The sequence below is a fragment of the Phenylobacterium sp. genome (assembly GCF_036495085.1).
Lineage (GTDB): Bacteria > Pseudomonadota > Alphaproteobacteria > Caulobacterales > Caulobacteraceae > Phenylobacterium.
Genome location: NZ_DASXNL010000106.1, coordinates 40,613 through 60,313, shown reverse-complemented (window position 1 = coordinate 60,313; position 19,701 = coordinate 40,613). Strand labels below are relative to the sequence as shown.

The 19,701-nt window shown below is 68.2% G+C and carries 18 protein-coding genes and 1 pseudogene; 11 read left to right on the top strand and 8 right to left on the bottom strand.

What is annotated here, in order from left to right:
- The 4 genes from VGI62_RS12740 to VGI62_RS12725 all read right to left on the bottom strand — a co-directional run.
- Positions 1-917: PAS domain S-box protein (locus tag VGI62_RS12740; protein WP_331504868.1), on the bottom strand; the 917-nt coding region annotated here is incomplete at its 3' end.
- Between the two features lie 407 nt (positions 918-1,324).
- Positions 1,325-2,284, bottom strand: coding sequence for a phosphoribosylaminoimidazolesuccinocarboxamide synthase (locus tag VGI62_RS12735; protein WP_331504869.1), 960 nt, complete (start codon positions 2,282-2,284; stop codon positions 1,325-1,327).
- A gap of 237 nt (positions 2,285-2,521) precedes the next feature.
- Complete coding sequence (locus VGI62_RS12730) at positions 2,522-3,199, bottom strand: UPF0149 family protein (RefSeq protein ID WP_331504867.1); 678 nt, start codon at positions 3,197-3,199, stop codon at positions 2,522-2,524.
- Positions 3,200-3,823: 624 nt separating this feature from the next.
- Positions 3,824-8,425 (bottom strand): autotransporter outer membrane beta-barrel domain-containing protein, encoded by a 4,602-nt coding sequence (locus VGI62_RS12725; protein ID WP_331504866.1) that lies wholly within the window; start codon positions 8,423-8,425, stop codon positions 3,824-3,826.
- A 457-nt stretch (positions 8,426-8,882) separates the two neighbouring features.
- Here VGI62_RS12725 and VGI62_RS12720 point away from each other — a divergent pair, with 457 nt between their 5' ends.
- Positions 8,883-9,050: a hypothetical protein gene (locus tag VGI62_RS12720; RefSeq protein WP_331504865.1), complete on the top strand. Its 168-nt coding sequence runs from the start codon at positions 8,883-8,885 to the stop codon at positions 9,048-9,050.
- 46 nt (positions 9,051-9,096) lie between these two features.
- Here VGI62_RS12720 and VGI62_RS12715 read toward each other — a convergent pair whose 3' ends face one another.
- Positions 9,097-10,026: an iron-containing redox enzyme family protein gene (locus VGI62_RS12715; protein ID WP_331504864.1), complete on the bottom strand. Its 930-nt coding sequence runs from the start codon at positions 10,024-10,026 to the stop codon at positions 9,097-9,099.
- A 173-nt stretch (positions 10,027-10,199) separates the two neighbouring features.
- Between VGI62_RS12715 and VGI62_RS12710 the strand changes: the two are divergent.
- The 5 genes and pseudogenes from VGI62_RS12710 to VGI62_RS12690 form a co-directional block, all read left to right on the top strand.
- A pseudogene (locus VGI62_RS12710) lies at positions 10,200-10,445 on the top strand (TraR/DksA family transcriptional regulator); the annotation flags it as partial.
- Positions 10,446-10,658: 213 nt separating this feature from the next.
- Positions 10,659-10,841 carry a hypothetical protein gene (locus VGI62_RS12705; protein ID WP_331504863.1) on the top strand — a complete coding sequence of 61 codons (183 nt, stop codon included), beginning with the start codon at positions 10,659-10,661 and terminating at the stop codon, positions 10,839-10,841.
- A 60-nt stretch (positions 10,842-10,901) separates the two neighbouring features.
- The gene (locus tag VGI62_RS12700) at positions 10,902-11,735 is read left to right on the top strand and encodes a formate/nitrite transporter family protein (protein WP_331504862.1); all 834 of its coding nucleotides are present in this window, start codon (positions 10,902-10,904) and stop codon (positions 11,733-11,735) included.
- 154 nt (positions 11,736-11,889) lie between these two features.
- Positions 11,890-12,120, top strand: coding sequence for a hypothetical protein (locus VGI62_RS12695; protein ID WP_331504861.1), 231 nt, complete (start codon positions 11,890-11,892; stop codon positions 12,118-12,120).
- Complete coding sequence (locus VGI62_RS12690) at positions 12,117-13,130, top strand: methyltransferase (RefSeq protein WP_331504860.1); 1,014 nt, start codon at positions 12,117-12,119, stop codon at positions 13,128-13,130. The genes VGI62_RS12695 and VGI62_RS12690 overlap by 4 nt, the downstream gene beginning before the upstream one ends.
- Here the strand turns inward: VGI62_RS12690 and VGI62_RS12685 are convergent.
- Positions 13,127-13,627: a hypothetical protein gene (locus tag VGI62_RS12685; RefSeq protein ID WP_331504859.1), complete on the bottom strand. Its 501-nt coding sequence runs from the start codon at positions 13,625-13,627 to the stop codon at positions 13,127-13,129. The two genes, VGI62_RS12690 and VGI62_RS12685, sit on opposite strands and share 4 nt — an antisense overlap.
- Positions 13,628-13,951: 324 nt before the next feature.
- Between VGI62_RS12685 and VGI62_RS12680 the strand changes: the two genes are divergently transcribed.
- Complete coding sequence (locus VGI62_RS12680; RefSeq protein ID WP_331504858.1) at positions 13,952-14,314, top strand: hypothetical protein; 363 nt, start codon at positions 13,952-13,954, stop codon at positions 14,312-14,314.
- Between the two features lie 9 nt (positions 14,315-14,323).
- On the opposite strand, the gene VGI62_RS12675 is transcribed toward VGI62_RS12680, so the two are convergent.
- The gene (locus VGI62_RS12675) at positions 14,324-15,049 is read right to left on the bottom strand and encodes a DUF72 domain-containing protein (protein WP_331504857.1); all 726 of its coding nucleotides are present in this window, start codon (positions 15,047-15,049) and stop codon (positions 14,324-14,326) included.
- Positions 15,050-15,205: 156 nt separating this feature from the next.
- Between VGI62_RS12675 and VGI62_RS12670 the strand changes: the two genes are divergently transcribed.
- Positions 15,206-15,706, top strand: a complete 501-nt coding sequence (locus tag VGI62_RS12670) for a DUF4142 domain-containing protein (RefSeq protein ID WP_331504856.1) — start codon at positions 15,206-15,208, stop codon at positions 15,704-15,706.
- On the opposite strand, the gene VGI62_RS12665 is transcribed toward VGI62_RS12670, so the two are convergent.
- Positions 15,700-16,593, bottom strand: a complete 894-nt coding sequence (locus VGI62_RS12665) for a DUF1206 domain-containing protein (protein WP_331504855.1) — start codon at positions 16,591-16,593, stop codon at positions 15,700-15,702. The genes VGI62_RS12670 and VGI62_RS12665 overlap by 7 nt on opposite strands.
- A gap of 593 nt (positions 16,594-17,186) precedes the next feature.
- On the opposite strand from VGI62_RS12665, the gene VGI62_RS12660 reads away from it, so the two are divergent.
- The 3 genes from VGI62_RS12660 (at position 17,187) to VGI62_RS12650 (ending at position 19,694) form a co-directional block, all read left to right on the top strand.
- Positions 17,187-17,834, top strand: a complete 648-nt coding sequence (locus VGI62_RS12660; RefSeq protein ID WP_331504854.1) for a sigma-70 family RNA polymerase sigma factor — start codon at positions 17,187-17,189, stop codon at positions 17,832-17,834.
- Positions 17,835-18,032: 198 nt separating this feature from the next.
- On the top strand, positions 18,033-18,980 hold the full coding sequence (locus tag VGI62_RS12655; RefSeq protein ID WP_331504853.1) for a manganese catalase family protein: 948 nt from the start codon (positions 18,033-18,035) through the stop codon (positions 18,978-18,980).
- A gap of 54 nt (positions 18,981-19,034) precedes the next feature.
- Complete coding sequence (locus VGI62_RS12650; RefSeq protein ID WP_331504852.1) at positions 19,035-19,694, top strand: Nramp family divalent metal transporter; 660 nt, start codon at positions 19,035-19,037, stop codon at positions 19,692-19,694.
- The last annotated feature ends 7 nt before the right edge of the window (positions 19,695-19,701 follow it).

The following is a 19,701-nucleotide window of genomic DNA, read 5'->3' as shown; positions in this document are numbered from 1 at the left end:
GCCGCCGCGAGCGCGAAAATGCGCCCATCGATCGCGTCTCCGAGCTCCGGTGAGGCGCTATGCTCGCGCAGGGTCTGTCGCACGAGAGCTTGCACCGTCACCAAGGTGTTTTTGACGCGCAGATTGAGCTCGTTGATCAGGAGACGCTGGCGCGCCTCCGCCGCCCGCACCTCAGTCACGTCCGTCGCAGTGCCCACGTGGCCAGTGAAGTTTCCCTCGTGATCGAAGCGTGGGCGTCCGTACAGCTGGATGATACGCAGGCTCCCGTCTGGACGACGAAACTTTCCTTCATACTGAACCGGAGCGGCGTTCATGCGCGCCTCTGCGCGGGCGATCGCCAGGCCCGCGCGGTCGTCGGGATCTATCGATTGCATCCAGCCCTCGCCAAGCAGCTCGCCACGCGGGCGACCGAGCGCCTGAACCATCGCCTCGTTTATGAAGATCAACCCTCCGTTGGCCTTGCTTAACCAGGCTGCGGCCGGAAGATCGTCTGCAACCTCGCGCTGGTGCGCCTCACTCGCGGCGAGACGCCGCTCCGTGGCGCGCACCTTCGTTATGTCGCGCCATACCGCCGCAACGCCGCCGGCGAGTGGGAAGGCGCGGACAAGAAACAGCCGCGAGCGGCGGTCAACGCGATAGGCGAACTCCGCCTCCTCCGGCCGCCTTCTCCGGGCCACGCGCCGGCCTAGCTCGGCGAAGGCGCTGTCTTTCGCCAGGCCAGCGACGCTCCAGAGCCTCAGTCCAAGCAGGTCGTCTCGCTTCCGCCGTAGCAGCCGCTCGGCTCCCGCACTGCAGTCGGTGATACGCCAATCGGCGCCCAAACTGATGAAGCCTTCAGCCACACCCTCCACGATCTCCCGGGCGCGTCGCTCAGATAGCGACGGTTCCGCCGGGCTATAGACGTCACCGACTGTCATGGGGCTGGCCGTTTGCTCGTTTCGCCCAGCCTCATAACGAAGTCGTCGCAAGCTCAATCAGGAGAAACCCGAGGGCCTCGTTAAGCGCCGGACCAACATCGGTGGCGGTGCAACCTGGAGGGTGGCGCGGAGGCGTCGCCCGTGAGGCCGCCTTCCGCTCGCCGCCGCTATCGTGCCGCTGTCGTTGGGTGGGCGCGACCTGCGATCCTGTCGTCGAGCTCCAGACGATCCGGGCGCCGTCCGGCGTTGTCGTCCGCGCCTTCTCAGAGAATTCCGGGCCCTGCCGCCTCAGGGCAACAGTAGGGATCGGCTTTGCGCGCCGGGCAGCGGGCTCTGGTGCGCTGGTGGGGCGGCCCCACCCGCCGAGACCTTGAACCGACCCAGACCCTTGGTGGATCGAGGTCCAGTCAGCGGCTGTAAGGCGCGAGGTTGCGGCGGATACGGTCCAGCACCGGTTCGTCCGCGGTGGGTGGTTCAAAGGTTTGTCCGGTGATGGCCTCGAACGCCTGGATGTAGACCTTCGAGGTATCCTCGATCATCCCGGCCGGTATCTCGGGGATCGCGTCGGCGTAGGGATCGCACTGCGCCGCCACCCAGCTGCGAACGAAATCTTTATCGAAGGAATCGGGGCGCTCGCCAGCTGCGAACTTTGCTGGATACGTCGCGCCAATCCAGTAGCGGCTGGAGTCGGGCGTATGGATTTCGTCGGCCAGGAGGATCTGGCCGTCGGCGTCGGTTCCGAACTCGTACTTGGTGTCGACCAGGATCAGACCTCGCTCGGCGGCAATGTGTTGACCGCGGGCGAAGAGCGCCAGCGCGTAGGCAGACACCGTCTCCCACTGCTCCGCCGTCAGCAGCCCTTGGGCCAGGATCTCGTCCGGCGTCAGCGGCTCGTCGTGGCCGGCGTCGAAGGCCTTGCTGGACGGCGTGATGATCGGCTGCTGCAGGCGCTGATTATCGCGCAGGCCATCGGGCAAGGTGTGCCCGTACATGTTGCGCTGGCCTTGCTTGTACAGGGTCAGGATCGAGGTGCCGGTCGTCCCAGCGAGGTAGTCTCGCACGACGATCTCAACAGGCAGGATGGTCAGGCGCCGCCCCACGACCACGTTGGGATCGGGGTACTCCAAGACGTGGTTCGGGCAGATGTCGGCCGTCTGATCGAACCAATAGCGCGCCGTCTGGGTCAGTACCTGGCCCTTGTGAGGAATGGCCGCCAGGATGCGGTCAAAGGCGCTCAGCCGATCTGAAGCGATGATGATCCGACGCCCGTCGGGCAGGTCGTAGTTGTCCCTGACCTTCCCGCGGTAGTGGTTTGGCAACTCGGGAAGGGTGGCGTCGGCCAGAGCGGGCGCGGCGGTGGACTTCATGAGCTCGGTATTGGAGTCGCCTCGGGCCACGTCAAGGTCGAATCGGTCGCCGCGCGGGGAGCCAACGGCCGGTCGCGAACCACCGGGATGGTGGAACCGACTCGCCATCTTCGTGGGCAATACCAGAGCGGGTCAACGGGCTCGGGCAACCCGAAAGCCCATATTGTCGTGGCGGGCTCCGGAAGGGTCAGCCAATCGGTGCGGCGACCCCGTCAAGTAAATGGTGCGCCACACAGGTCATTGGAGACCGCAGCATTTCTTGTATTTCTTGCCTGAGCCGCAGGGACACGGATCGTTGCGGCCGACTTTTGGGGCGGCAGGGGGGTCGTTTGCGGTCGGATGAAGTTGGTGCTGGGTTAGGCGCCATTCGTGAAGGGTTTCGACGCACATGGGGATTAGATCTGGCGCAGAGGCGGCGAGCTCCTCAGCCAGGTCCTTTGGAAGCTCGCTGTCGCCCACGTCGATGGCGACGAGTGTGATCAAACCCGCCAAGGCTACCGCCGCTTCGCTGTCGCCCTTAAGCAGTCGCCCCCACTCCGCCGGGCGAAGCGACATGGCTGCCCCGAAGCCTGCGATCCAAGGCTCCCAGTAGATTTCGTCGTGATCTGGATCGATGTCGAAGATCGGCGTGTACTTGCCGGGCCGGGAGTGGAGCGTGTCGGCGACGTCGTTGTAATGCGCCATGATCAGCGTCACGAGCCGCTTGAGTTTCTGCTTGGTGAAGACGGGAGCGCTGTCCTCCTCCTCCCCGCCCCAGACCATCGGTAGCCATTCGCCTGGCATGATGAGGTCTGGACAGGTGAGGAGCCCCGCCACGAAGCCATCAAATTGGCTGAGCATCATCGTCTCGCTGCCCCCGTCGAGGTCAGCCAGCTGTTTGTCCAGCGCCATGAGGCGACGCGATAGGCCTGCCATGCGATATCCGCGGATGTCCTACGATCGGCGTATTGGCATCTCCCTCGGCGCGGGTAAAGACCGGGGCGGTCACAGTCCGCGGCGCGTTGGGCGGCGTAGTGTGTCAAGCTTGCGGGGTTTGCGCCTAGCGGCGTGGAAACTGTTTTACAGCGAGCACCGCGGCGGCGACCTGAGGCGCCTACGGCTTTGCGCCATGGTAGGCGAGCCGGACGCCGCCTGAACTGCGGATGGCCTGCACGAACTCGTGCTTTCCCTGGAGGCGATGCGCAAGGGCGAGATGTTCCCCGATACGGTGATGGACGCGTTGCGCGAGAACTTCGGGGACCACGTTGTGACCCGGGCCGCCGACCAGATCGCTACCGATATCGGGGCGGCATGCAGCAGTCCCGTCAGCTCTACACCCGGCAGGACGGCGTGCTGTTGCCGTCCGCCGTTGCGGTCGCGGCGTCGACCATCAACCAGGCAGTGTCGGCGGCGCGACCTCACACCTCCCTGGCGCAAGATCTGACGATGGCCACGCCCCCTATCGGGCCGTCAGAAGATGACAGGCGAGCGCGCGCTCGCCCAGCACGTTGAGAAGATCTCGAAGTACTCGGCCCACGCGTGTGGAAAGCCACTCTGCGGCTACCAGCTGACCCTAATGCCGGCGCGCCCGCCGATGCTGTCGCCCGGCTGACTGAGGCTGATGTTGTAGTCGAAGGCGCCGAAGAGGCTGACCTTGTCGGTGATGCGGCCGGAGAGACCGAGACCGAGTTGCGCCCAGCTGCCGCCGAGGCTTGCCCCGACCGAAGTCGGCGAGGCGCCCTCAAGCGTGGCGAACGTGGTCCTGGCCTCGCTGCCGAACTGGCGCCAGACGTTGGCATCGGCCCAGCCGGTCACGGTTTGACCGCTGTCGGTCCGCCAGTCCTTGGCGAAGCGGGCGCCGAACCGGCCGTAAACCTCGTCGGTGGCGTCGTAGCTGATCCGGCCGAACTGGTCGGCGCCGCCGCCGAGGTCGGTGCGCTGATAGATCAGCTGGCCTTGCGGGATCACGCTGTAGCCGTCGCCGAGCCCGATCCGATAGCCGGCCTCGGCCGATGCGGTGAGGCCCCAGCCGGCGGTGTCGAAGCTCTGGCCGGCCGACGAGCTGGCGCGGATGTTGTCGTACCAGCTCCCCTGCAGCACGAGGTCGGTGTACCAGCCTGCTCGATCCTGGTGGGTCCAGTAGGCGCCGAGCGAATAGGCGTCCATGCCGACCCGGCCGGCAGCGGCGCCATTGGGGGTTTTGACATCGCTGCGCAGGGTGGCCGCGCCGGCATAGAAACCGGCGCTGTCGAACATGGTGCGGTAGAGGTCCGCCCCGGCCTGGAAGCCGCCGTAATCGAAGCTGTAGGCCGGACCGGAGCCGGCGAAGGCGCCATCGGAGCCATTGCCGCCGAACGAGCCGGTCTCCCCGAACACCCGTCCCCATAACCGCGTGTTGCAGGCGCTGCCGCGCGGTGATCGCCGAGCCGATGCATCGTCGGCGCACAGTTGGGCGATGCCGCCGTCGCCGGTGCGCTGCGTGTAGGCGCCGAGCATGGCAAGGCCGAGCCGGCTCGCCAGCGCCGGGGCCACGTTATCGACCGCCACTTCGGGCCGGAAGCTCGAGCGCAGATACCAGTCGCCATCCGCCGCATCGGCGCCGACGCCGTTCTTGAACAGATCGTAGTCGAAGGCGCCGGCCGCGAGACGGCCGGTCAGGCGGAACGCACCGTTCGAGGCCCCGTTGACCTCGACGAGTTCGATGCCGTTACCCGTCGTCTGCGCACCGAGGCCGCCCGCATTGACGACCCGCAGGTTCGTTGCACCCGACGTCGAGCCGTTTACCACCAGCCGGTCGGTCGGCGAGGTGTCGGCGCCCAGGACCGTGTTGAAGACGATCGTGCCGCCGTTGCCGACATAGTCGCCGTTGACGGTCAGCACGGCGCCTGGCGCGGTACCGCTGCCCATGTTGATGAGGCCGGCATTGCTGAGGCCCGCCACGGTCTGGCTGAAGCCGGCCAGATCCAGCGTGCCGGCGCTGGCCACGGTCATGGCCGAGTTCGGCGAGAAGCTGTTCGCCGCGCCCGCCTGCAACATGCCGGCGTTGATGAGCGTATCGCCGCTATAGGTGTTGGCGGTGTTGTCCAGCAGCAGCGTGCCGGCGCCGGCCTTGCTGAGGCTGCCGGCGCCATCAATCGCACCCGTCATGGTCAGGGTGGTATCCGGATTGACGGCGAACGTGCCACCGAGCCCGGCCAGCGTGGTGGGCCGCGCCGTGGTGAAGCTCGCCGTCGCGTTCAGCGTGCCGCCGTCGAAGCTCAGCGACCCCGACGCCGCACCCAGATTGTTATCCGCCGACACCCGCAGCGTGCCGCCGTTGATCGCCGTGCCACCGCTGTAGGTGTTGGCTCCGGAGAGCACGAGCGTGCCCAGATCGTCCTTCACCAGCTGCGTGGCGCCGGCCAGGTTTGAGGCGATCGTCGCCGTGAAGTTCGCGCCCAGCGAAGTGCCGTCACCGACACGAATGAGCGACTGGCCTTGCGCGTCGGGGAGCAATGTGAGGTCGTCGCCCTGGATCACATAGCCATCCGATGCGAATTGCATGCCCGAGGCGGTGACCTGACCCTGGCTGTTGTCGACGGTGACCGTGCCGGGCCTCGCCACGAAGATGGCGAAGTTGCCATCGCTCCATGGGCCGATCGGCACACCGGTCTGGTCCGTCCAGTTGGTGTTGCCGGCCGAGCTCTGCCACACGCCATCGCCCCCGTTGACCGTGCCGTTGCCGTGCAGGCCGGCGTCTCCTCCATTCCAGAAGGTGAAGGTGTTGAGCGAAGCGCCGACGATGAGATTGACCTCTCCGGGAGTCGAGGTCTGAACCTGATAGGTGTCCCCTGCGGGCACGGAGCCGAGCGCGAGGGTGTTGTCCGTCAACGATCCGCCATAGCTGATGATGCGATAGATGCCCTGATCGAAGCTGCCGCCCGGCGAGGCCGTCACGTTCAGCGTGCCATCGAGCGTCAGGTCACCGCGAACGATGGTGAGGTCATTGAAGACGCCGCCGACGACATTGGCGTCCCCGAAGTTGTAGTTGAGGATGGAGCCGGGGCTTAACGTGAGATCGCCATTGATGGTCAGCGTGCTGGCGCTCGACCCAGCGCCGGCGTTGGGCGCCAGAATGCCGCCGTCCGCGACTGTCATATTGCCGCCGATGAACCCGCTGCCGCCCAGCGTGCCGCCGGAGCCGACGTCGAGCGTGCTGGCGCTGTTACCCAGCGTTCCCTCAACCCACAGCACGCCGCCCGTGACAGCGACCGCGCCGGAAAAACCGCTGCTGTCTCCCGTCAGGCTCAGCACGCCCGCGCCGGTCTTGGTGAGGCTGCCCGCGCCATTGATGGGGGCCGCCAGCGTGGGGCTGAAACCGTTCGTATCGATCGTGCCGCCGCCGCCGGCGAGCAAGATCGGATTGGCGACGCTGAGGGTCGCCGCCGCGCCGTAGCGCAGGGTACCCGCATCGAGCGTGAGGTTGGTGACGCTCGAATCGCCCGTCATCGTCCAGAGCGAACCGCTCTGCAATGTGACGTTGGTGGTCGAACCGGAAGAGAATTCGGTCAGCGCCGCGCCGGTCAGCGTCGACGAGTCGGCCATAAGGTTGAGGGCGCCGCCATTGACTGTGGCCGATAGCGCAGCACCCCCGCTCACTGATGAACCCGTGAGCGACGCGTTGAGCGTTGTACCGGTGGTGTAGATGCCGACGCTCTGCGCCGAGCTGAGCGTGCTGTTGGCGACAATGACGATGCTGGGATTGGCGTCATAGGCCGACGTATATAGCGCGGCCGATCCGGCCCCCGCGGTGGTGATGCTGCTGCCATTTTCGATGGTCAGGCTGGAGCCGCCGCGGACCACCGCGCCGTGCGAATTTGCACCGGATGTCGTCACCGTCACGCCATCTGCGGTCAGGGATGCGCCGGTCCCTCCCAAAAGGCCAACCGAGAACAAGCCCGCGCCCGAATCGCCGGTGTTCCTGATGGTGCCGCCCTTCACAAGGACCTGGGCGCCGAACTGCGCGGACGCACCGATGCTACTGCTGTTGGTGACCGCGACGGCGACATCGGTGGCCGTCAGGCTGGTGCCACTGGTGCCGAGCAGGCCATAGGATGAAGACCCGTTGGCGGTAATTGAACCGCCGGTGATGGTCAGGGCGCCACTGCCACCGCCACTGCCGATGACGCCGCCGCTATCGACGGCCGCTCCTGTTGCGTTGGCGCCGTTTGTGACGATGGTGACGTTCTGCAACGTCATCGTCTGCCCTGCGAGAAGGAATGCGCCATTCGCAGAATCCCCCCACGTTTGAACCACGGTCCCGTCGGCGTTCACTGTGGCGCCCGTGCCGATCGCAAAGAGGCCATAGCCATCAGCGCCATTGGTGGTGACCGTGCCACCTGTCAGGTTGACGATGCCGTTCACGTTTGCCTGGACGCCGTAGCCGCCACTGGAGACCGCAACGCCAGATGCATTGATCGTTGCGTTGCTGCTTAGGTCGGCGGAAAATGCGTAAAGAGCGCTACTTCCCGAACCAGCAGTGACTGAACCGCCGGTCAAATTGATCATGCCGCCTCGCGTGGCGTACACCACGAAGGAGCCGGTCGCTGCCGAGGAGATCGTGGTGTCCGTCGCGCTGATCGTGGAGACCGTGCCGCCGGTTCCCGTACCTGTGGCGAATAGTGCGGACGCGCCGGACCCGGTCGTGGTGACCGTTGAACCGCTGGCAATGGTAATCCGCCCGCCGCTTTCGGCGTAAGCTCCCGCAGCGTAGCCGCCTCCGGTGATCAGCGTCAGCGGACTGGAGCTGGTGATGACACCGTTATTGAGCGCATACAATGCGCGGCCGTTGGGCTGCGCTAACGTCCCGGTGTCGATCGTGCCCGTCGCAGTTTCAGTCGTCCCATTGGCCATGACCTGTTGTGCGTGCGCTGACCGCCCATCGAATGCCGCCAGCAAAAGAACGGCGAGAGACACCGTCGAGAGACCCAGGAATTTCAAACGTGAACGACACGAGGGATGGGGCGTCTTGACCGCGAGGGTCTTCCAGGCATCAGCATGATCCCGCCGGGGTCTCGTTTCCAACCGGCGAACCACGGCGCGCAGCCGAAGATCATCAGTTTCGTTGTGCTCGGCGACAGCACACTGAATGTTCGGCAGCGCCCTTTGCCGTGTTTTCCTCATCAGCAATTTCTGGACTTTCGGCCACCATCAAACGGCGACAAAGACGAGTCGCTTCACCGCTCGCCTACCCGCTCAAACTCGCCCCGCAGGAATGGGAAATTCGGAACGTACAATCCGGCCCCCAATTGCTATGTCCCGCAGGACAAAGCCGGGTCTTGGATAAACGTTTTGCTGTTCGTAAAATCGTTCAGGAAAAGTCGCTCTGCCGAGCAGACCCGGTCGCTAATCCCAGCGCTTTAGGCTGACGGTCTCCGGCGCGTCCGCGGACATCTGGGGCGTTAGGCTGTTTCGATCCACGCCACCGCACAGGGGCGACTTTGGTCTTGTTCAGCCTCGGCACGGAGAACGGGTTTCGATCCACGCCCTCGCGACGGGGCGACACGGGGCCAGTGGCCCAGGTCGTTTCAATCCAGCCCCGTTCGACGCGCCGTCCTCTTATGCGCACGCGTTTGGGTTGATGCGGGGGCGCCGGCCGTTCGGCCGCGAGGACATGGCCCCGGCGCAGTGCCTGGACACCGCCGCCTTCCATTTCACCCGCATCCCGCACTTCTTTGGCGCGAAGGCTGACTCCGCGGGGCTCTACGACCTGCTATGGACATGGACGCCCCGGCCAGGCTTCCGCTGAGCGTCACCAGCCTACATGCCGCTGGCCCACCAGAAGACCTTCGACATTAGGCGGCGTAAACGAGCGGGTGATGGTGGGCCAGCAACGCGGCGCTGTAGGCCGTAAAGCACTGCTCGCCGCAGATGAGGCGCATCAGCGCCCCTTCGGCGATGAACTTGGCGCGGGCCGGAGCTTCCTCGACCAGCGGGATCAAAGCCTCAGCGTTCCAGGCGATCGAATGCTCCACGTCGAGGTGGGCGTGAAGGGCGAAATACTTCCGCTGCTCCGGAGCGCAGCCCAGCCGCTTGAGGCCGGCGTCGAGGCTGGACACTCGGGTTGGGGCGGTCAACTCGACCACACCCAGCGCGCCGATCGACTGGTAGGTGTAGCGCCGGGTCGTCGCCAGCGCGGTCATCAGGTTGGCGAGGCACAGGCTCTGCCAAAGCGTGCCCTCGATGGTTGGATGCAGGTCGAGGCCCGCGACGGTCCGCTCGAGCATCGGCCCGTGCATGCCGCCCGGGGACCCGCGGCCCATCTCGTCCCAGTAGTTGCGGGCGAGTTCCAGCTTGGCCCGGGCCGGCAGCTTCACCTGGGTCAGAGCGACCAGGTCCTCGAACCCGGCTTCGCCGGCCGCCTCCTGGTTGAGAAACCACTTCATCTGCTCAAGCGTGGCGGTGGTCGCCAGCCAGTCGAATAGCGGGTCCCATTGGCCGGGGCCGGACATCTTGAGGTCCTCGAACCAGGCGATGAAGCGCTCCGGATTCGAGGGGACGCCGCTCACCAGCTCGGCGACATGCGTGCGGAACGCCTCGACGAAGGCGCCCTCCAGCCGCAGCATCCGCTGGTCTTCGAGGAGTTGCGACGGCCAGTCGCCGTGCGGCGTCTGGACCGCCAGCCGTCGCCGGTTCCAGCGGGCCAGGCCGACATGGAGCGCCTCGGCGTCCGGAAATTCCGGTGTGAACTTGCCCATCGCGGCGAGCCTTTGTCCTGCGAGCATCGTCTCTCCTCCTCAGAGGGCGCGGGAGCGCTTGGCTTTGAATTCCGTTCCCCTCCGAAGGTCGCCCGTCGAAAGGCCGATACGCTCGGCCTTGCGCGCAGGCCGGCGGCCAACCCGAACATCCGGCCCCCCTGAGGCCGACGGCTTGAAATCCTTGGTCGGCCGGCTGGGCGCACGAAGGGGCAGTCTTGGAGCAGATCGAGGACACCATCATCGACGGGGTCCTGAGCGCCCGCGCCCGCCTGGCGTCCGGCGACCGCTCGGCCCAATGCGTGGAATGTGGCGATGACATCCCGGAGGCCCGCCGCCGCGCCCTGCCCGGCGTTCATACCTGCGTCGGCTGCCGGTCGGGCCGCGATCGCCGCGCCGTATGTCCAGGCATTAACCGACGCGGCGGCAAGGACAGCCAGTTCCGCTGAGTCGCGCCCTGACCGGGTCTTTTTTTTGTGAGACCGGGTCGCGCTCTTCACCGGGTCCTCAGGCTGCGCTTCGCACCCCTTCCATCCCGGAGCTTCATCCCACCCTGCGGCGGCCCTGAGCGCTGACCGGCGCCACCGGACCGCCAGGCCCTCGGCGCTCAAGGGAACCAACCTCCCACTTCACGATTCCCGGTGAACAAAGGAGGCGCCGCCATGACCGCACGCGAGACTATTGAGCCCAACAAGGGCGACAAGCGCTACGCCCGCCGTGACGAGAAGGGCCAATTCACCGACGACCAGGTGGACGTCGGCAAAAGCCTGGCCGCCGACCAGCGGCAGCATTCGAAGACACCGGCCAAGAAGGGCCAGGGCGACCGTGGAGATCGCCAATCCTAGCGCGCTGATGGCGCCGCCGTTCAACGGCGCCGCCCGACCGCATACGGGCGGAGCGGCTTAATGGCCGAGCACGCCCGACAGTCCAAGCATCTCGACTGCGCGGAGAAGGCCAAGGCCGAGCAGAACGCGCCGCTGCGGCCCCTCGTCATCCACGAAATCGTCCGCGCCGAAGGCGAGACCGAATTGCGCCGCCCGGCCAGTGCCCTGCTCTGGTCGGGCCTGGCCGCCGGCCTTTCCATGGGCTTCTCCTTCGTCGCCCAGGCCCTGCTGCAGACCAGCTTCAGCGGCGTCGCGGGCCGCGACGCCATCGCCGCCGCCGGCTACGCCGTGGGCTTTGCGATCGTCATCCTCGGTCGCCAGCAACTGTTCACGGAAAGTACTTTGACCGCGATGCTTCCGGCGCTGCACGATCGAAAGCTGGCGACCGGAATGGCCACCCTGCGCCTGTGGGCGATCGTGCTGGCGGCCAATCTGGTCGGCACTTGGCTCTTTGCAGCGATGCTGGCGGTGGGCCACCCGCTGCCCCCAGAGACCTCGGCCGCCCTCAACCAGCTGGCCGGCGACCCGCTCGCCCATCCCTTCTGGAACACCTTGCTCCGCGCACTCCTCGCCGGCTGGCTGATCGCGCTGATGGTCTGGCTGCTCCCGAGCGGCGGCTCGGCGAAGATCGTCATTATCGCCCTGCTCACCTGGTTGGTCGCCTTCGCTAAGCTCAACCACATCATCGCGGGCTCGACCGAAGGCGCCTACGGCGTACTCACCGGCCAGGCGACCCTTGCCGCCTACCTTGGCTCGTTTCTCCTCCCCACATTCATCGGCAATACCCTCGGCGGCGTCGGCCTGGTCGCGCTGCTCAACCACGCTCCGGTCTCAGCCGACGGCGACATCGAATGACAGGGGGCTTCCGAACGGCTGAACTCGCGCCGATCATTCGGGCCGCGCCCGCAGAGTCCGCCCCAGGGTATTGCGCCTTTTGTGTCAGCCCCCCAGCGGAACGGCCGTGCCGAGGCCGCGTTTCCCGCCCAAGACCAAGCCCAGGAGGCATTCCATGCTCTCGAGCCCGCGCACGACCGCTGGCGCAGAGCCGTCGCCGAGCCCCGACGGCGCTCAGCCGCACAGCCTGGCCGGCGATCCGCATCCGGTCCGCCACGGGGTGATGGCGGCGATCGGCGCGATGTTCTTCGGCGTGCCGATCGCCGGGCGGGCCAGGCCGGAGAAGCGCACCTTCGCGCCCGCCCGCGCGCCGCAGCCGGGCCTCAGCCCGGGCCGCGACACGTGAGGGGGGCTGACGCAAGCGTTGTCACGCCCTTCCGCCGGCGTGCGGCGCTCCCGGCCGCCGCGGCGGCCCGATCCGATGCGGGCGAAGCGTTCCAGGACGCGGCGCTAGCGGCCCTGCTCGCACGGCTGAGGACGGAGGGCTATCGCTTCACCGTCCCGACACCTGCGACCCACCGCCGGGTGATCTCCCGGCCCGGCAAAGCGCGGGCGGCCAGTGTGCGCGACGCCCTGGGCTGGAGCCTGCCGTTCGGCGAGGGGATCGTGCCTGCCGCGATCCTGAAGCTGCTGGACGCGGCGGATGTGCTGCAGCCGACCTCCGAGGGCCTGAAGGCCGGCCTGCGCGTCGCCTCGCTCGGCCAGGATCTGTTCCTGCATTCGGCCTTCCCGCCGACCGGCGCCGACGCCGTGTTCTTCGGGCCCGACACCTACCGGTTCTCGAACTTCCTTGGCGAGGTCCTGAGCGACACCCCGCCGCCCGCCGTGGCCGTGGATGTGGGCGCCGGCTCCGGCGCCGGCGCCGTCGTGGTCTCCCGCTTGGTCAAGCCCGATCGCCTGATCCTGACAGATGTCAATCCGCTGGCGCTGCGCCTGGCGCGGATCAACCTGCACGCCGCCGGGATCAGCGCCGACTTCCGCCTGAGCGATGGCCTCGAGGGGGTGTCCGAGCGGCCTGACCTGATCATTGCGAACCCGCCGTTCATTGCTGGGGACGAGGGCCGGACCTACCGGGACGGCGGCGACCTGCATGGGGCGCGCCTGTCCCTCGACTGGGCGCTCGACGGCGCGGCAAAGATGGCCGACCGCGGCCGGTTGGTGCTCTACACCGGCAGCGCCATCATCGACGGCCGCGATCCCTTGCGAGAAAGGCTCGAAGCCGGCCTCGACCCGGCCGCCTTCGCCGTCACCTACCGCGAGCTCGACCCCGACATCTTCAGCGCCCAGCTCGACGCCCCCGCTTATGCCGACGTGGAGCGTATCGCTGCGGTCGGAGCGATCATCACGCGTCGCTAGTCGGCCTTTTGGAAGGCCGGCCGCGCCCTGGCCTGGTCGGGGCTGAGCGGCTGGCGCTTATCGAGATCAAAACCGTCGCCCGCCGCCAACACGTGAAGGCGCACGTCGTGCAGAGACAGGGCGGACTCCGAGCGCGCCTCGGCGATGTTCGACTGGGTGACATCCTCGGCGTCGACCACATAGACCGCACCGGAGCCGAGGACGTCGAAGCGCACGCCGGAGAGGCAAATGGCGGTGTCCTCGTCTATGCCGACCCCGAGGATTCGCGGGTTGTGCGCCACGGCCCCCAGAAGGCGCCCGATCCGGCCGCCCGGGAGCTGGTTCGTGGGATGGGCTTCCAGATCGCCGAGGTCGACCATCAGGCGCACCATCGGCAGGCGACTGTAGAGATGCGGCCCCCGATAGACCGCCTTCTGCAGCAGGGTCATCGGCCGGGCCGGCGCGGCGCCAGAGCCGAGGCCGGTGGCTTGTCGCGGGGCCTGGGTTCCGTCCGGCATCGCACTCCTCCCGTTTCCGGGGCCAGAACGACGGCTGTCAAAACCCGTTCCCCACCGTTCTTCCAGGATTTCAACGGCATTGTCGGCCGCCAACGGAACCGAGGCGCCGCGTCGCCGGATCTGCGCTCCGCTCTGCCGTCCTCTGCTCCGGCGTTTGCCCGTCCGGGGGCGGCGTTGCGGGAGCGCCCACTCGATGGTCCGCCGCGACCGCCGGCGCGGCCGAGGGGAAGGCGTTCCGCCGCGTCCTCGACCCGGCGGCTTCATCGGCAGGGAACCGTTGCGGGCTTCAGGACCTTGCCCGATCAGGCACGCTTGGAGGCCCTGATGTCCGATCTTAGCCCCGACTTTAGCCCCGCTGCTCAGTCCAACCCTGAAGCCAACCCCCAGCTCGACTCCCAACTCGACACTCAGGCCGAGCCGCATGCGGGCGTTCAACCCGCTCCCGATCCTGTCGCCGGGCCCACGGTCCGGATCGTCCAGGGCCATCCGACGGGCTTCGAACCCGACGTGAACAAGGGGGGCCAGAACGGTGCGCCCAAGCCGGACGGCCGCTCGGCCGCCGAGGTCCTGGCGAGCGCCGCGCAGACCGCCCCGTCACCGACCGATCCCTTCGCGAGCGACGCGATGCCGCCGGGTGGCGCGGACGCCGGCGCCAGTCTCGACGACCCCGGCCGCGGCGGCGATTAGGGGCGGCGCCTAACCCGCCAGATCCCGCAGCCGCAGCGCATCACCCGGCGCCGCGCAGCCGATGTCGTTGTCGAAATAGGCGTAGACGTCGTGACCGTCGGCTCGCCACCCGCGGATCTCGCCCACCCAGCGCTTGAGTTCGGCGTTGCTGTAGGATCCGACGTAGGCGCCGCCGGGACCGTGGCCCCGGACATAGACGAAGCTCGCGGTCCGGACCCAGGGCGCGGGCGCGTTGTGATGGTCGGAGATGCAGAAGGCGACGTTGCGCGCCGCCAGCGCCTCGAACACCGGGTCGACGTACCAACTGGGATGGCGGAACTCCATCGCTTGCCGACCGCTCGGCAGCAACTTCAGGAAGCCGGTCAGCCGGTCCAGGTTGAGCCGCAGCTGCGGCGGCAACTGGAAGAGCGTCGGGCCGGTCCTATCGCCGAGCGCGGCCATCGGCGCGTAGACCCGCGCCAGCGGAGCCTCGGCGTCCCTGAGCTTCTTGGCCTGGGTGATGTAGCGCGACGCCTTCCACGCAAACTCGAACCCCTCCGGCGCCGCCTCGCGCCAAGCCGCCACCGCCGCCTGCGAAGGCAGCCGGTAGAAAGTGGCGTTGATCTCGGCGGTATCGAACTGGCGGGCGTAGAACCTGAACCAGGCTTTCTGCGGCAGGTCCTGGGGATAGAACAGGCCACGCCAGGGCCGGTAGATCCAGCCCGACGTCCCTACGCGCAGTCGGCCCTCGCTCATCAGGTCTCCTCGGCCGCGGTCCCCGGCGCGGAAATCCCACGCCGGCGCGCCGGGTTCCGCGGGGCCGGCACCGGTCGGGAACGGAGCCGAATGGGCGCGCGCGGGTTTTCGCCTCCGGCGCGCCCCTGCGCCGGACCCAAAGAGAGAACTTCTCCGATGCGAACCCTGCTCCTGGCCGGCGCGCTGGCCCTGACCCTGCCCGCCACGGCTTTCGCCCAGGCGCCGCCGCCGGCAGCGCAATACATGACGATGGCCGGCCAGTCCGACCAGTTCGAGATCGAAAGCGGCAAGCTGGCGGCCCGCAAGGCCACGAACCCGGACGTGAAGAGCTTCGCGCAGAAGATGGTCACCGACCACACCCAGAGCACCCAGATGGTGATGGCGGCCGCGAAGAAGAGCGGCCTGTCCGTTGGGCCGCCCCCGGCGCTGACGGCCGATCAGCAGGCGAAGCTCACCCAGCTGAAGGCCCAGAGCGGCGCGGCGTTCGACAAGACCTACGTCGGCCAGCAGCTGGCGGCGCACAAGCAGGCCTTGGCCCTGCAGAGCGGCTACGCCAAGGCCGGCGACGACCCCAACCTCAAGGCCGCCGCGGCGAAGATCGTGCCGGTGGTGCAGATGCACCTCGGCATGCTGCAGAAGATGCCCGCGGGTCAATAGGGGGTCGCGGGCCCGTCGCCGTGTCCGCCGGCGGCGGCCCGGCCCTGGTCCACCCGCCGCAATGCTGCCTTGGCCACGCCGAAAAGTCCGAACGCGATCAACCCGGCGGCAATGGCGGCCAGGCCGCCGCGGCCGAACGGGGTGGCCAGAACGGTTTCAAGGCCCCGGCCGATGTCGAGCGCCTCGTTCGGGCGAGCCCGCCAACCGGCCCGCAGCGTCAACCAGCCTGCGGGGAGGAAGGCCAGGCCGCGCGCGAAGTAGCCGGCCCGCGCGGTCCATTCGAGAGGCGCCCGCCAGTCCGGGCGGCAGTCCAGGGAGGGCGTAAAGCGGTCAACGCCTGCGCGGACCATGTTGCCGAGCCCTGCCAACAGGACCGCGGCGCCGACCCCCATGAGCAGGGTGCGGCTGAACGGCGACGCCATAAGGCCGCCGAACGGCGCCGCGAACTCGTCATCGCCGGCGTGGCGCAGGTCGCGCAAGGTGTCGAGAAAGCGGAGAACCTCGTACCCCAGGGTCCCATAAAGCACGCCGCTCACCGCCTTGCCGACCCGGCCCAGGAGCGCTTTGGGTCCGCGGCCGGAGCGCTCGATATCAAGAACGGCCTGCAGCGCGCGCCAAGCGGCGAAGGCGCAGAGGCCCAGGCCGATCACCCACAGGAGAACCACGCCCAGCGGCCACTGCGCCCAGGCTCGCAGAGCGTCGAGGCTCCCCTTGGCGTGCGGGGTCAATCCCGCCGCCTTCAGCCCGGCAATCCCGCCGACGCTGAGGTAGACGGCGCCGCGCGACAGGTAGCCCAGCCGAGCCAGCACCGCGATGGCTCCGGTGCTGCGCCCGATCGCCAGCCCTCGGAGCGTCAGTCGCCCCAACCGGACCCCCAGACGGCTCACCGCGGTCTCGCCGCGAAGTCCAGCCGCGCCGGGTCGGCGCAGCGCGCCTGCCGGCGCGGATGGGGCGCTCTGGCGAAGGTGCGCACAAGCTTCCGCGCGGCCGCACAGGCGATCCGCTGCGCCGAGATCGAATTTAACTGCGAGGGGATCATGGCGCCGATGAGGCGGCGGGCGGGACTGGCGGTCTTGGCATACGAGCAGTCCCAGGGGCCCGGTCCGGCGCGGACCGCCAGCGGCAATGCCGCCCCCCGCTCCACGTTCCGGCGTCAAGCCAGGTTTCGGCGATTTCTTTTAACCTGGGTGGTTTTTTGCCGGCCATCCATCCCATCCCATCCCTGCGGTCGAAGCGGCTTTCGGGACGAGCCCCAGGAAGACGCGCCGTCGCGGCCTGCCAAACACCGACCGCGCGCAAGTCATCGCGCCTCGCGTGTTCGGCGCGCGCCCCGGCGTGAAAGCGGAAAACTTACATAGGTCGGTGAAAACCGCGCAAAGCGCCGGCGCTCCACTGTCACCCAGGAACCCCGTAAAAAACCGCAGGTTGCCTTGGTGTCCCGCGGCGTCGTTCGGCGGGCATCCCACAGAAGGCCCTGCCGATGCAGACAGCAGACCCCCGCGCGCCGAGCGCGTCCGCTTACTCGACTGTTGACCCGGACGATTTCCAGCAGGCGCTGATCGCCCTGATCCCGCAGCTGCGCGCCTTCGCCCGCAGTCTTTGCCGCGACCCCAGCCGCGCCGACGACCTGGCCCAGGAGGCGCTGGCCAGCGCCTGGAAGGCGCGCGACGCCTTCGAAAGGGGCACGAACCTGCGCGCCTGGGTCTATCTCATCCTGCGGAACCGGTTCTACTCCGACGCCCGGCGCGCCTGGCGCTCCACCGTCCTCAATCCGGAGGTGGCCGAGGCGACTCTGCAGGCGCGGGACAATGTGGACAGCATCCTGGAGCTGGATGAAGTGCGCCGCGCACTGACCCGTCTCACCGACCAGCATCGGGAGGCCCTGGTGCTGGTCGGTGTCGGCGGGTTTTCCTACGATGAGGCCGCCGACATCCTGCAGGTCCCCCCCGGCACCGTGAAGAGCCGGGTCTGCCGCGCGCGCATGGCGCTGGGGCGGCTGCTGGAAGCCGGCCATATCCCGGCGGACGGCCGCCCCGCCGAGGGGGCTTTCGACGCCATCCTCGACCACCTCTCGCCGCATCGCGCCGCCCGCGCCGCGAGCCCGCTCCGCGAGGCGATCGCCGCCTAGTCGAGGCTCCACGTCACCCTTCATACCGGGGGAGACCTTCGCGCCACCTTGCGCGCGCGCGCCGGCGCGCCGCCGGCTGGGTCCCTCTGACGGACAGCGACCTGTGGATTCTTCAGGTTTTCGACGATCGGGAGGGGAACGGCTCAGGGGTCGGGGTGTTGGCGGTCCCCATCCACCCACCCCCTTAGGACGCCCCCCATGTTCATGCACAACAAGCGCTTGCAATACACGGTGCGCGTCGCCGAACCGAACCCGGCGCTGGCCTCCCTGCTGCTCGAGCAGTTCGGCGGTCCCGACGGCGAGCTCGCCGCGGCAATGCGCTATTTCACCCAGGGCCTCGGCGAATTCGATCCCGGCCGCAAGGACCTGCTGCTGGATATCGCCACCGAGGAGCTCAGTCACCTGGAGGTGATCGGCTCGATCGTCGCGATGCTGAACAAGGGCGTGAAGGCGCAGCTCTCCGAGGCCGCGATGGAAGAGGCCGACCTCTACATGGCGATCAACGCCGGCGGCGACAGCCACACCCAGTCGCTGCTCTACGGCGGCGGCCCGGCCCTGACCAACTCCTCCGGCGTCCCGTGGACCGCGGCCTATGTGGACACCAAGGGCGACCCGACCTGCGACCTGCGGTCCAACATCGCCGCCGAGAGCCGCGCCAAGATTGTCTACGAGCGGCTGATCAACATCACCGACGACCCGGGCATCAAGGAGGCCCTGGGTTTCCTGATGACCCGCGAGATCGCCCACCAGAAGTCCTTCGAGAAGGCGCTCTATTCGATCGAGGACAACTTCCCGCCCGGCAAGCTGCCCGGCATCGTCAAGTACGCCAACATGTACGTGAACACCTCGCAGGGCGAGGGCGACATGGAGGGCCCCTGGAACACCGGCGAGCAATGGGAGCGGGTCGATGACCTCAACGCCACCCTGCCCGCCGACGGCGGCGACGGCCTGGCCAGCGTCACGCTCGACGAGAAGACCGACGCGGTGGTCAAGAAGCTCGCCGCCCGGACCTTGTCCGATCCCGCGCAGGACCCCGAGACCGGCGCGGACCTGGGCGCCGGCCCAGGCGCCGGCAAGATCAGCGAAGAGGATCTCGGCGGCGCCAAGGACATCGCCGACGCCACCGCGCAAGCCAAGGCGATCTAGGCCGGGCGGGCCGGTCCTTCGTGGGACCGGCCCAGGCCTGACCTGTCGCTCGCTATGCCTCCGCCCCCCGAGTTCGCGGCCACCGCAACCCTGCCGCTGGGCGCCGCCGCGCCCCTGCGCCGGCCCCGCGCCGGCGCAGGGGCGTTGCGCCGGATCGCCGCGGCCGCCGGGCCCGGCTACCTGGTGGCGGTCGGCTCCATGGATCCGGGCAACTGGGCCAACGGCCTGGCCGGCGGCTCGGCCTTCGGCTACCGCCTCCTGAGCCTGGTGGTGCTGGCCAATGTCATGGCCATGGCGCTGCAGGCCATGGCCGCGCGGCTGGGGATCGCCACCGGCCAGGACCTGGCCCAGGCCTGTCGCGCCCGCTACGGCCCGGCGGTCCGCACGATGCTCTGGTTGTTGTGCGAGATCGCGATCATCACCTGCGACCTGGCCGAAGTGCTGGGCGCGGCGATCGCCCTACAGCTGCTCTTCCACCTGCCCCTGGTCGCCGGCATCGCCCTGCTCGCCGCCGGCCAGAACGCCACCCTGACCAGCACCCTCGCCGGCCAGATCGTACTGGAGGGGTTCACGACCTTCCGGATCGCGCCGTGGGCGCGACGGCTGGTTTCACGCGGGCTGGCCATCGTTCCCGCCGCCGCCATCGCCTGGCTCTACGGCGCCGCCGGGGTCGGCCAGTTGCTCGTGGCCGGCCAGGTGGTCCTCAGCCTGTAGCTGCCGT